Annotated in this window: 12 protein-coding genes and 2 pseudogenes; 1 reads left to right on the top strand and 13 read right to left on the bottom strand. The window is 35.2% G+C overall.

Annotated features, from left to right (window positions below; all coding sequences use genetic code 11):
• Nucleotides 1-21: 21 nt before the first annotated feature.
• The 4 genes from WDJ61_RS01100 to WDJ61_RS01085 form a co-directional block, all read right to left on the bottom strand.
• Entirely contained in the window at nucleotides 22-306 is a 285-nt protein-coding gene (locus WDJ61_RS01100; RefSeq protein ID WP_338752662.1) for a DUF1871 family protein, read from the bottom strand.
• A 167-nt stretch (nucleotides 307-473) separates the two neighbouring features.
• On the bottom strand, nucleotides 474-1,634 hold the full coding sequence (locus WDJ61_RS01095) for a hypothetical protein (protein ID WP_338752661.1): 1,161 nt from the start codon (nucleotides 1,632-1,634) through the stop codon (nucleotides 474-476).
• A gap of 181 nt (nucleotides 1,635-1,815) precedes the next feature.
• Nucleotides 1,816-2,118 carry a hypothetical protein gene (locus WDJ61_RS01090; RefSeq protein WP_338752660.1) on the bottom strand — a complete coding sequence of 101 codons (303 nt, stop codon included), beginning with the start codon at nucleotides 2,116-2,118 and terminating at the stop codon, nucleotides 1,816-1,818.
• A gap of 134 nt (nucleotides 2,119-2,252) precedes the next feature.
• Nucleotides 2,253-4,079 carry an APC family permease gene (locus WDJ61_RS01085; RefSeq protein WP_338752659.1) on the bottom strand — a complete coding sequence of 609 codons (1,827 nt, stop codon included), beginning with the start codon at nucleotides 4,077-4,079 and terminating at the stop codon, nucleotides 2,253-2,255.
• A gap of 252 nt (nucleotides 4,080-4,331) precedes the next feature.
• On the opposite strand from WDJ61_RS01085, the gene WDJ61_RS01080 reads away from it, so the two are divergent.
• The gene (locus WDJ61_RS01080; protein WP_338752658.1) at nucleotides 4,332-4,481 is read left to right on the top strand and encodes a hypothetical protein; all 150 of its coding nucleotides are present in this window, start codon (nucleotides 4,332-4,334) and stop codon (nucleotides 4,479-4,481) included.
• Nucleotides 4,482-4,522: 41 nt separating this feature from the next.
• On the opposite strand, the gene WDJ61_RS01075 is transcribed toward WDJ61_RS01080, so the two are convergent.
• The 9 genes and pseudogenes from WDJ61_RS01075 to glmM form a co-directional block, all read right to left on the bottom strand.
• On the bottom strand, nucleotides 4,523-4,732 hold the full coding sequence (locus tag WDJ61_RS01075; protein ID WP_094836187.1) for a hypothetical protein: 210 nt from the start codon (nucleotides 4,730-4,732) through the stop codon (nucleotides 4,523-4,525).
• A gap of 239 nt (nucleotides 4,733-4,971) precedes the next feature.
• Nucleotides 4,972-5,343, bottom strand: a complete 372-nt coding sequence (locus WDJ61_RS01070; protein WP_338752657.1) for an iron chaperone — start codon at nucleotides 5,341-5,343, stop codon at nucleotides 4,972-4,974.
• Between the two features lie 52 nt (nucleotides 5,344-5,395).
• Entirely contained in the window at nucleotides 5,396-5,671 is a 276-nt protein-coding gene (locus WDJ61_RS01065; protein WP_338752656.1) for a CPCC family cysteine-rich protein, read from the bottom strand.
• Nucleotides 5,672-5,812: 141 nt separating this feature from the next.
• A pseudogene (locus tag WDJ61_RS01060) lies at nucleotides 5,813-5,962 on the bottom strand (heteromeric transposase endonuclease subunit TnsA); the annotation flags it as partial.
• Between the two features lie 220 nt (nucleotides 5,963-6,182).
• Complete coding sequence (locus WDJ61_RS01055) at nucleotides 6,183-7,166, bottom strand: DUF4435 domain-containing protein (protein WP_338752655.1); 984 nt, start codon at nucleotides 7,164-7,166, stop codon at nucleotides 6,183-6,185.
• Complete coding sequence (locus WDJ61_RS01050) at nucleotides 7,166-8,521, bottom strand: AAA family ATPase (protein WP_338752654.1); 1,356 nt, start codon at nucleotides 8,519-8,521, stop codon at nucleotides 7,166-7,168. The genes WDJ61_RS01055 and WDJ61_RS01050 overlap by 1 nt, the downstream gene beginning before the upstream one ends.
• A gap of 302 nt (nucleotides 8,522-8,823) precedes the next feature.
• Nucleotides 8,824-9,477, bottom strand: a pseudogene (locus WDJ61_RS01045) (TnsA endonuclease N-terminal domain-containing protein); the annotation flags it as partial.
• Between the two features lie 110 nt (nucleotides 9,478-9,587).
• Nucleotides 9,588-11,390: a glutamine--fructose-6-phosphate transaminase (isomerizing) gene (glmS, locus tag WDJ61_RS01040; protein WP_338752653.1), complete on the bottom strand. Its 1,803-nt coding sequence runs from the start codon at nucleotides 11,388-11,390 to the stop codon at nucleotides 9,588-9,590.
• A 424-nt stretch (nucleotides 11,391-11,814) separates the two neighbouring features.
• The gene (gene glmM / locus WDJ61_RS01035; RefSeq protein ID WP_338752652.1) at nucleotides 11,815-13,164 is read right to left on the bottom strand and encodes a phosphoglucosamine mutase; all 1,350 of its coding nucleotides are present in this window, start codon (nucleotides 13,162-13,164) and stop codon (nucleotides 11,815-11,817) included.
• Nucleotides 13,165-13,186: the final 22 nt, after the last annotated feature.

Here is a 13,186-nt window from a genome sequence, read left to right as displayed (position 1 = left end):
CACCCATACGTAGCGTGAGGGTCAAGTAGTTATCTTTTTAAAAATCTTATCAGCAATCCTTAAACAATCTTTAGATTTTTTAAAATTTTCTTCAAAAGCTTTATATAGAATGTCGTTGATTTTCTTAGCCAATTCCTCAGCGTTATTTACACTAAGAGTTGCAGATACAATTCTTTGAATCTCAAAGTCATACTCGTCATTTGGGCAATCAATAGCCAATAAATCAACTGGGTCCCATTCATTAACTACATTTTCGACTACTTTAAATGTCTTACTATATTTATCTTTAAGGTGTTCATTCGACAATTGATTCCCCCCTTAACTCGTTAATAATAATTATATCCCTTGTTGAACTACCCTGCTTCGTTACTTTTAAGTTTTGATTATGAAACCACTAACATAAAAAAGCGCTGCGGATCATTGTTTCCGCAGCACTTTTTTCAACATCACGCCACCAATAAAGGCGCAGTTCGTTATTTAGACAATTCCTGTTCCATTGCTTTATATTGTTCGTCTGTCATATATACTTTATATTGTTCTAAAATTTGCTTACTTTGTTCAGCGTTATAGCTTCCCTCGTTTTGTTTCACAATACTCATCACTTGGTTAAATTCAGCATCTGTCCATTTAACAACTGTTGAATCAGTACCTGTTGCGTCCAAACTTGTTGTTCCTGCAGCAGCATCCATAATTTCATTTAATTGTTCCTTTGATACAAGTTGATCCTTTGATGGAATTTTTACATCTTTAGCCTTATCAGAAGGTGTATTTACAATATGGAATTTGTAGGAGTAGGAATCAATGTCATTTTCCTTCGATTCAATATTGACGTCATATGTTTGCTTATTCGTTTTTTCATCAATTACTGTTTTGATGTCCAATTTATCTACGTCTTTTAAAGTCGTAGCGACATCAGATGTGTACTGCTTATAGTCTTTGTTTTTCTCCACTAGTTTCTCTTGAATGCCATCAAGTTTCTCTAAATCTTTTTTGTTTATTGTAAATGATAGCTTACCTTCCTTCTCCGTAAAGCGTTCATCATCCACATCATCTTCTAAATATTTGATAAATTCTTTTTGCAAGTCTTTTTGATATTGTATGGCTGTTTTTAAATCTAAATCTTCTAACTTCTCTGTGCCAGTTGCACCACTCGTATCTTCACTTTCTGCTACTGCTTTTAAGTCAATATATTTACCTTCAATTTCTTTCAATTTCGTATCATCAACAGTTGCTTGACCACCGCTAAACTGGTTAACTATGTCCACCATAGACGTAACATATCCCGTTGATAAATAAGCATTTTCTTGATTACCAAGCATTTCAAACCCAATTTTTTGACCTAGTGCGTCTACACTGAAGTCCATCGAATATTCTTTTCCATCATCCGGCATTGCATAATTACCTGTTAATTTTATGTCATTTAATTGATTTTTCAGCATGTTGGCCACTGCTTGGGTTTGACCATCACCTGAAACAGCAAAATCTTTAATTGACATTTCAAATTTTCCTGATTCCGCTTCATTCACTTTTTCCATTGAACTAATATATTGGTCCTTTGGTGATTGTCCACAAGCCGCAAGAGTTCCACCCGCCAAAACAATTGCGGCGATTTTCATCTTATTTTTAATTTTCATTCCCCTAGCTCCTTACATTAATTCTAAAATTATTTATTAGATATTTATAGTATCCTATAAAATATTTTCCTTTAGAAGAATTAATTGTATTAAATCGAAAAAATGAGCCATTTGGCAAAAAATTTCTCTTACTCTTTAGTTCTTTAGATATATAAATCAATTAATAAAAAGTACTTTTTCCCTAAAAAACTGTTGATACTAATACTTCCCATATAATATCTACATCTTTTTCCTCTGTACGCCAATTGCTAAAGACAGCATGGATTGAGGGAACACCGTTATAGACCATTGGTGTCATAAGCACTTTTCCTTGCTGATTTAAAGAAGTAAGAAATTGGTTGTTCATTTCAGTCGTTATTGATTCTTTATTTAAAGAAAAGCAAACGACGTTTAATCTTATTGGAGATAAAAGTTTGATCTCCTGGCTGTTGTTTATTTTGCCCCCAAGACGTTTATCCAGCTCAACATTTTGCTCAATTCGCATATCAAACCATCATCGTCACTGTATAATTTAACTTACAAAAACCAAGTATCTTGATGCAACAGCAATCAAGTTACTTGGTTTTTTAGATCTAAAAACAATTACAAATAAAATTCCTTTACATGGAGCCCTGCTTTTTATTTTTTTAAATGATAAGGTACAGTTGTTACTACCACATCTCTCCGATACAACAAGAAGGCACGAATAAGTAAACTTGATTGGTTGTGAAGAATATTGTGCCAACCTTTTTTAGGAATAAATTGTGGAATGACAACGGTTACCTTATAATTCCCTTCCCTTGCTTTATGCTCTACAGTATCAACAAATTTGGTCAGTGGATTGATAATACTTCTGTAATGAGAGTACAGTGTCACTAGTCTTACATCGGGTTGCCACTTCTTCCATTTTTCTTCAAGCTTCTTCTCGTCTTCTCTCTCAAATGCCACGTACACAGCAATAATTTGTTCAGGAGAAAGAGATTTAGCATAATTTAAGGAATTCTCTACAACCTGGGTTATGCCAGCAACAGGCACGATCATAACATTACCTTCAATGGTCACAGATGATTCACAAGTTGTGAGCCTAAGTTGGTCTCCAACAGCTTCATAATGCTTTCTAATTCGATGAAAGAAGAAAACAATGATAGGTAGGAAAATTAAAATTGGCCAAACCTGTGAGAATTTTGTTAAAAAGAACATCATTGTGACTGTAAAGCTAATAACGGCACCCGTTGTATTAATGATGAATTTTGGAATCCACCCTTGTGGCTTTTCTCGCAGCCATTTAACCATCATTCCCAACTGAGACAAAGTAAATGGAAGGAATACTCCAACTGCATAAAGTGGAATAAGATGCTCTGTTTCTGCCTGAAAAGCAAGGATTAAAATGATAGAAGCGATTCCAAGTATGATGATCCCATTAGAATATCCTAATCGGTCTCCCCTCATCAGAAACACCCTAGGAATAAACTTATCTTTTGCGAGATTAACCGCCAGCAATGGGAAAGCAGAATAACCAGTATTTGCAGCAAGGATTAATATCAATGCTGTAGTTCCTTGAATAAAAAAGTACATGAAGTTCCGTCCGAAAGTTTCTTCAGCAATTTGGGAAACAACGGTTACCTCTCTACTTGGAGCAATGCCATAATAATAGGCTAAAAATACGATTCCTGAAAACAGTATGGTAAGCAAGGCTCCCATTGCCATTAATGTTTTAGCAGCATTATTAGGAGCTGGGTCTTTAAAGTTAGGAATGGCATTCGATATGGCTTCAACCCCTGTTAAGGCGGAGCTTCCTGAAGCAAACGCCCTTAAAAGAATAAACAAACTGATTCCCGCTACAGGTGTACCTATTGGAGTGTGTAATTCAGGCGAAACTCCTCCCGTTAGAATATTATAAATACCCACACCAATTAATATGAACAACGCTAAAACGAATAAGTAAACGGGGTAGGCTAATATTGAAGCAGACTCCGTTACTCCTCTTAAATTCAAAATCGTAATAAAAATGACAAATGCAATGGCAATCTCCACATTAAAGCCATGTAAAGTGGGAAAGGCAGATGTTATAGCATCAGTGCCAGCAGACACACTTACAGCAACAGTTAGTATGTAGTCTACCAACAGGGAACCTCCAGCTATTAAGCCTGGATTTACACCTAGATTGTTCTTTGAAACCACATACGCTCCACCCCCATGAGGATAAGCAAAGATGATTTGCCTATAAGATAATATGAGAGCTGTTAAAAGAATTACTACTCCAACTGCGATAGGAATTGAATACCAAAATGCTGCTACACCTACCGTAACCAATACTATTAAAATTTGTTCAGGACCATATGCCACTGATGATAGAGCATCAGAAGAAAGGATCGCTAATGCTTTTGTTTTGTTAAGTTTCTGCTCTCCCAATTCATTGGATTTCAAAGGGCGTCCGATTAAAAGCCTTTTTATGAATGAAATCATTAATTACTCACCACCTAAATAGTGTCAATAAGTTATATGTTCCCCTATCAATAGTCATTTATCAAAAAGAGCCACATTTTTATGTGAATAAAAAAGTGCCTACAAGTCAGAGTTAATAGACATGTAGACACATCACTTTTCTTGTATCACAAAAAAGATTAAAACCCAGGAAAACGGAAATATTAGTAACGTAGATATTCATTCATGCTTTAGAAAAATATTTGAGAGATCCAACGTCAAAGGAGGATTTACATGGTCAAAGAAAATAGTCCCTTTTTATCTGATGAATTTTTAGAGGAGTTAGCTAGAGAAATTAACCAGCAATATGGGGATAACACAAATGAACAAAATGCGAAACCCATTAGTAATGATGATGAGAATATAAGTGTCAATCAACAATAAAAATAGCGCCAACTTCTATTAAATAGAAGTTGGCGCTTCGTTTAGCGTGAAGCTTTTGGCGGTTGGCACACGTCACATTTGCGTTGGTTATTTTTTTTAAATTTCGTAAATGTTTTTTCAAAATTGCTACCACATGCACATTTAAATAGTAACTTTTGAGAAAAACCGTGATATTCCGTCGTTAGTAACTTACTTTCCGAATTGTTCTCAACAAATTCTTTAATTTTACCGATCGTCCATCTTTTATTCATTTTCTTACACCTCTATATTTTATCGCTAGGCGGAAGCTTTTCTTGGCATCCGTTCAATTATGAGCACAAGTCGTAATTATCCTAAGTTTCTCATTATAACATAAGCTGACCCACAATTAAACGGACCGTTATTTTGAACACGTACTAGGTCATTTTAAACTGTCGTAGCATGTTCGTGTTGGTTTGGAATAAAGTTTGATCAAAATTAATTGAACCGACCCCTCAATCATCCGATTTTTTTATTTCCGCCAAAAAGTTGAACAGTCTGCCTTATCCAAAATATTAAACTCGATTATTTTCTCAAGTAATGAGAAATCAATCGGACTATCCCACTGGATACGTACCAACTGCTTGGTGTGATCATAGCCAGCCTGCACAATTTCCTCAGAAAATTGATTAATCCCTGCCTTCTCAGGGGCAACAGCCAAATGATGTTTGGCTACGCTAAAACCAATAATAAATGTGCCGTGATTGGTAAACATAGGCTGATTCCACGCAATTTTCGGCATTAAATTTGGAAATTTCTTAGTTACCCAAGTCAAAACTTCTTCCGTTCGCTCCCGATGTTGCGGGTTATCAATATGCGCTAAATATTCTGCAAAAACTTCCATATCATTCTCTCCTAAAATAAAAAATTATTTTTGAACAATGTACTTTTTCATGCTAATTCTTATCTAATAACGGCTTCCAATTAGGGTCTTTTAAATCTTTTTTCTTAGGCTTTCTTACAAATTCAATACAGTCTTCTTCACATGCCCCAAATTTAACATAGTTTTTTTGTGCTTGCCTTAATGAAACAATGTTTGCTCCACCCTCGTAGTCAAGGTCTCGAAATTGAACTCCGTCATCCTCCCAAAAACAAATACTACAAATTTCATATGTATCTGGTGGTTCTTCATCTAATGTCTTATAACCACAACAAGGACAAGTATATTTCACGTGATCTCTCCGATACTGTTTTATAAATTTTAACATGTAATCTTGTTCAATTAAATCGTTCGATTACTGAATAAGAAAACCCGCATTTCAGTACAGAATTTTTGATCACACTTTATTTTAAACGGTACAATTTTATTTCAAAGCTACATTAATACCTTTTAGCCTCATTGACCGACCTAATGAGGAAACGTCTTGGATCTTTAACCACAGCTGATAGTCTGCACCGATCCCTGTCCCACGACCTTCTTTAACCCATTTTTCAACTTTAGATGTTCTTCTTCTTTTAGACATAAAAACACCCCTTTAGACAAAAATATCCAAAGGGGCAAAGCGGTTAAACTTTATTTCAAATCTGCAGGTTGTATTGGTTTGGAATAAAGTTTGATCAAAAGCATGCTGCAAACATTGATTTTATAATAGAAAAAACCCACGCGTTTTGAACAAAGATTGATCAAAACGCGTGGGTTTGGTTTTTGTGTAGGGTGAGGTTTTGTAAAAAAGATTGATTATTCTATAAATTACCCACAAATTTTAAGTTTTCTTCTGTTGCACTAGAGAATTTTTTTATGTATGTTTCCAAACATAAAGGTAATTGTACATAATTAGATAAAATATTAAACAATGTCTTATCTTTTAATTCTATATCACATCCATAATTTTTATCAGCTAAAATTCTATATGAAGCTTTTGCTTTTCCTAAATTCATATCTTTAATTAACTCTTTTATATATGAAAGGAAAAAATAAATTTGATATTTCCCTTTATATTGCGCTCTGGAATTCCTTGTAGAAAATTTAACTGTTCTCATTTTCTCTATATCTTCGTGTTTTATAAAAGTATAATTTTCTAATAAACTGTCAAACCCCCTATCTTTCTCCACCTTTATTAAATTAACTTTAATGCTCTTGTTAACTTCATTATCATCAATTGTAGGTAAATAACATTCTTCATAACCTATAAAATCTTCACTGTTTGGATTTTCAAATAATTTCTTAGTAATATATAGACAAATATTCAATTTTTGAACAATATTATTAAACTCTTTTTCTCTATCTAAATAATTCCTTATTATTTTTTCAATTGTTTTTGGATTATTTACTTCTATCGTTAATTCAACAAAATCTTTTAATACATCGCAAGTAACATATAAATTTTCTACTGAGTACACAGGAAGTTCATATATTTTTTCATTTTCTATTGGTTCATCAAAATCTCTATCCACTATAAACATAATTCTATTTAAATCATAGCCTTCATTTTCTTCACAATGTTTAAAAACTTCAAGTACGTTATCTTTACCTCCAACTTCATAAATGTTCACATTTTTCCTTAGAATACCCTTTATTTTAGGAAGATAGCATAGCTTATCTTCCTGCCCTTCGCAAATACAATATATATCTCCACTGAAATTATCATATTCACTCAAAAATACAAACTCTTTTACATATTCTTCTTCTTGTTTTTCAAAAAATACATCATAAAATTCATCCATCATTAATTAAACTCTCTCTTTCTTTTTATTGTAGAACCAAAAGAAAGTGTATATTCTTTTAAACTTTTAGAAACAATGAATGGAGAATGGGTAACTGCCATCATAAAATCACATTTTCCAGTTTCGAGTATATTATTTAATAATTTTTCTTGCCATTTTATAGATAACGATAATTCAGGCTCATCAAATAGTAATACGTATTTATTTACTCCACTTAAATATAACTTAGCGAATAATGATACTATTTGTTTTTCTCCTGAAGATAAACTTCTTAATTCTATAGTTTTTGTAGGATCAAATTTAGAAACTAATATAATTTGAATTTCTTTTAAATCATAAATAAAAAATTTATCTTCAAAATATGAATTACATACTTTAATGAATTGATTTATCTTTTCATCATGAATTTTACTCGCTTCATAAATTTTTAAATACTTTGAGATAAAATATAATATAAACTGTTCTTTATCTGTTAATACTTCTTTTTCCAAAATCACATCAATTTTTTCTAACGTTTCTTTCATAGAAAACGGTAAACTATCCTGAGAACGCTGTAAAATAATTTCTAAATCTTCACGTTTATTTTTTAATTCAACTACACTATACTCTGTTTCTAAATTTTTTTCAGAAACTAACTCTGTAAACAAATTATCCATTACATTTTGTACACCGTTTATAGTTTCTTTTCTAATTAAATCAGTAATATCCTTAAATATCTTTTGAACATCGTGCATTCCAAACTTAATAATATTTTTTTCTAATCCTCTTTCTATCCCTTGCCCTAATTTATATGCTTCTTCCTCAACTCGTCTATATGTTGGAAAATATAATACTTCTCCTAGAAAATAATTTCTAATTGGATCAAAGAAATTATTTATTATGGGATGTTTTTGATCTCTTATAGAATACAATTCATCAAAAAAGAAATCTAAAGCAGGCGTACTAATTCCCTTATTGTGCAAACTCTCTCTTTGACGTAAAATTCTTTCGAATTCTCCTTCGTTTAATAATCTTCTTAAACGAGGTAAAGGTATTTCCGTTTCTTGAACTAAATCTTTTAATAAAACTCTATTACGAGTCATTTTATTGATGAAGTCTTCTTGATACTCCCAATCATTTACTATCGAATTAAAATCATCCTTGTTTAGAGCGTAGGTTCTATCAGATATCCTAAAAGTTATTGAATCAAATTCATATTCTCTTAATCCATCTAAATTTTTATTCAAAATATTATTTATAATTCCTAAAACAGTAGACTTTCCTATTCCATTTTCACCTATTAATATTAGTAAAGGTTTTTTAAATCGAAAACTGACATTTCTATCTCCAAACAAACCTTTAATCTCTATATAACCCATAATTATTCTCCTTTTAATTATATTCTTATAAAACAAAATCTATAGTCTACAAAATTCTACACCATCAATCAGACATTCTGAAATACTACTTAATATCCCTACACTATATTTTGCACGTGTAACAGCCACATGAAATTTAGCTAAAGATGTTCCTTCTAACTCTATAACTCCTGTTTTTAAGTGCTTTTCCATTTTTTGAGTAGGCTTAATTAAAACTCTTTCAAATGTTAATCCTTTAGATTTTCCAAAATTTATTGCGTTTGTTAATTTAGTTCTTGCATCATATCTTAAACACTGCGGAGAATACTGCTCTCATTGTTCAATAACCGTTGCATTAAATTTAATGCTAAATCTTCAATATACTGTGCATCCATTTCTTGAAAAGCATCGTAGAATCTAATATCAAAATAATCATGAATATAGCTAATATTTCTAGCCATTATCTTAAGTATTTCGAGTTCTGTGACAATACCCCAATCAATTTCTCTTCGTTTCCAATACTATTGTTAAATTACAAATTTTTCAAATATATGTTTCTTTATTAATCATCTTTCATTTTGATTGTACGAGCGACTTCAAACACCCCTTGTCCTTTATCTACGGTCAATAAAAAAATCCGTTGTCATCACAATCGGTTCGCCCGTTTTAGGGTCTGTAGGATGCTTAACTCCTAATTCATCTGCGATAACAATTGTTTCTTCCAACGGTAGTAAAGGAAATTGCTCTCTAATATCAATAACAAAATCCGAATATTCAGTTATATAAAAGCAGTTTCGTTCCAAATCTGATAAAAATTCATGTTGTCTGCTCGTTTTAATCCCTTTCAAGCGTGTTGATCAACCTAATGAAGAAACATCTTGAATCTTCAACCAAGGTTTATAATCTCCCCCACTGCCGGACCCGCGACCTTGCTTAATCCACTTTTCTATTTCAGATGTTCTTCTCCTTTTGGACATAAAAACACCCCTTTAGACAATAATATCCAAAGGGGCAAAACGGTGCAACTTTTTTATAAACGGTTAAACTTTATTTCAAATCCACAAATTATACAACCGAATCTTATCCCTTACTCCACCGTAACACTCTTCGCCAAATTCCGTGGCTTATCGACATCACAGTCGCGATGCAATGCCGCGTAGTAAGCAATTAACTGCAACGGAATGATCGAAACGAGCGGTGTGAGTAGCTCATGCACTTCTGGGATGACGAAGCGATCGTCTTCGGCTTCTAGGCCTTTCATTGAGATGATGCATGGGTTGGCACCGCGAGCCGCTACTTCTTTAACGTTTCCGCGAATGCTTAAGTTGACGCTTTCTTGTGTCGCTAAAGCGATAACAGGTGTGCCGTCTTCGATAAGGGCGATGGTACCGTGCTTTAGTTCTCCGCCAGCGAATCCTTCCGCTTGGATATAAGAGATTTCTTTTAGTTTTAATGCGCCTTCTAGGCCAACGAAAAAGTCGATGGAGCGGCCGATGAAGAAGCAGTTGCGTGTTGTTGATAAGTAGTCACGTGTGATTTGTTCGAATTCGTCTTTCGTATCGCATAGTACTTCCATTGCGTTTGCTGCTATGCCTAGTTCTTTGACAAGGTTAAGTTCTAAGTTCCCACCGCGTGATTGGGCCGCTGCGTTGGCTAGGATCGCGAGTACAGCGACTTGAGCTGTATAGGCCTTTGTTGAGGCAACAGCGATTTCTGGGCCTGCATGAAGCAATAAAGTGTGATCTGCTTCACGAGATAGTGTAGATCCAGGTACGTTTGTCATCGTTAACGCTTTATAGCCTAGTTCTTTAATTTTTACTAATACGGCACGGCTATCCGCTGTTTCACCACTTTGTGAGATGAAAATAAATAATGGGTTTGCAGATAACAATGGCATATTGTAAACAAATTCACTCGCTACATGTACCTCTGTTGGAATCTTCGCCATTTTTTCAAGGTATTGTTTACCGAGAAGACCGGCATGGTAGCTTGTTCCGCAAGCAATAACATACAGGCGATCTGCTTCGTTTAACGCAGCAAGGATCTCTTCATCGACTGTTAGCTCACCTTGGTCGCTTTGGTATGCTTGAATGATTTTTCTCATCACAAGCGGCTGCTCATCGATTTCTTTCATCATGTAGTGAGCGTATGTGCCTTTTTCAATATCACTGGCATCTAATTCAGCTGTGTAAGGCGCGCGCTCTACTACTTCGCCATCAAGCTTTTTAATCGTTACTTGCTCTTTTGTCACGATGACCACTTCTTTATCCATGAGTTCCACAAATTGATCCGTCACTTGAAGCATCGCCATCGCATCAGAAGCAACCACATTAAAGTCTTCACCAAGTCCCACAAGAAGCGGGCTTTTATTCTTTGCCACAAAGATCGTTTCTTCCGCTTCACGATCTAAAAGGGCTAAAGCGTAAGAACCTTTTAATAGATTTAATGTTTTGCGGAAAGCTTCTTCTGTTTCTAAGCCTTCGTTTGAGAAGATTTGTACTAGCTGCACAATCACTTCTGTATCCGTATCACTTTGTAGTGCAACATCTAGTAAGTATTCCTTTTTCAATTGTTCATAGTTTTCGATCACACCGTTATGAACAAGAGTAAAACGGCCAGATACGCTTTGATGAGGATGGGCATTTAGCTGGCTTGGCGCTCCGTGCGTTGCCCAGCGAGTATGTCCAATTCCTGTTGTGGCTGTAACACTTAGATCCACGATTTTTCGTAAATCCGCAATTCGACCTTTTTCTTTGAAGACATGGACGCCTTCTTCATTTCTTACGGCAATTCCTGCTGAGTCATAGCCACGGTACTCAAGCTTTTCTAAACCTTTTAATAAAATTTCTTTCGCATCGTTTAATCCGATGTATCCAACGATTCCGCACATGGGTTGTTTCCTCCTTGAAGGAAAGCAAGCAATCAAGCAGAGCGCTCCATTGCCGCTCTCCTCTTCTCTCTTTTTCTCGGTTGTGTTTCCATTCCCTTTGTGCATAAGGTTGCCCTTATGTTTTAAGAAAGGACTAACGATTGTACAACCTTCAACCGGGAGGCATCCGCCGAACGTTCGATAAACCTCCTCCTCGTCAACTAGCCAGGCTCTCTCCCGCTAGTTCAGGCGCTTTAAAAAACAATTCTTTCGTCACTTCACCCCTTTCAAACAAAAATAGAAGCAAAGCAGGATAATCATACACTAATCGATTTCCTCTAGTCAACTAACTTCTTATGCATTTTTTTAATGTAAACGCATACTATTGATAGCATATGAAAAAGAGACGCAAACGCGTCTCTTTTGTCCTGTTCTTATGGTAAAATTACTCGTTTAAACCCATTTCTTCCCTTACAACTACAGCAATGCGTTCCACGTATGCGGCGCACTGTTCTTCTGTGACTGCTTCCACCATGACACGAACAAGTGGCTCTGTTCCTGATGGACGAACTAATACGCGACCATTGCCGTTCATTTCTGCTTCTACCGCTTCAATGGTTGCTTTTACTTTTTCATTTTCTGTTACTTTATGTTTATCTGATACACGCACGTTCACTAAAATTTGCGGATACTTTTTCATTTCTGCCGCAAGCTCAGATAACGGTTTTTTCGTCATGTTCATAATATTGACAAGCTGAAGACCTGTTAATAAACCGTCTCCTGTTGTGTTGTAATCAAGGAAGATAATATGGCCGGACTGCTCTCCTCCAAGATTATAATCATTCTTTCTCATCGCTTCCACGACATAACGGTCACCAACGGCTGTTTGTATACTATCAATTCCTAATTCTTCAAGTCCTTTATAGAAACCAAGGTTGCTCATTACTGTTGAAACAACGACAGAATCCTTCAATTGACCTTCTGTGTTCAAGTATTTCGCACAAATGAACATAATTTGGTCGCCATCTACTACATTTCCTTTTTCGTCGATAGCAATTAAACGATCGCCGTCGCCGTCAAAAGATAAACCAATGTTCGCGCCTTTTTCTTTTACGAAAGTAGCTAATGCTTCTGGGTGCGTAGAACCGACGCCATCGTTAATATTGAGTCCATTTGGAGAGGTTCCCATTGTGGAAAGATCTGCTTCAAGATCCGCAAACAAATGCGTCGCCAAAGAAGAAGTCGCTCCGTGTGCGCAATCTAGTGCAATATGGATATTAGAGAAATCTTCATCCACTGTTTGCTTCAAGTACTGAATATACTTTTGGCCACCTTCAAAATAGTCGTTTAGTTGACCAAGGTCTCCACCTGTTGGACGCGGCAACGTATCCTCTGTTTTATCAAGTAGTGCTTCAATTTCTGCTTCTTGCTCATCCGTAAGCTTAAAGCCGTCGCATCCAAAAAACTTAATGCCGTTATCCGCAACTGGATTATGAGAAGCAGAGATCATCACTCCTGCCTGTGCATCCATTGCTTTTGTTAAATAGGCAACACCTGGAGTAGAAATGACGCCAAGTCTCATTACTTCTGCCCCGATAGATAAAAGGCCGGCAACAAGCGCACATTCAAGCATATGTCCAGAAATACGAGTATCTCTTCCTACCAAAATTTTTGGACGTTCTGCGTTCTTTGTTAATACGTATCCACCAAATCTTCCTAGCTTAAACGCCAGCTCTGAAGTTAATTCAGTATTCGCTACTCCTCTGACTCCATCTGTGCCAAAATACTTACCCATTGATAGATTCTCTCCTTTTTTT

Origin of the sequence: Bacillus sp. FJAT-52991 (genome assembly GCF_037201805.1) — a bacterium.
Classification (GTDB): Bacteria; Bacillota; Bacilli; order Bacillales; family Domibacillaceae; genus Bacillus_CE; species Bacillus_CE kandeliae.
The sequence above is the reverse complement of the archived record's forward strand: the minus strand, read 5'-3'. Positions and strand labels throughout refer to the sequence as shown.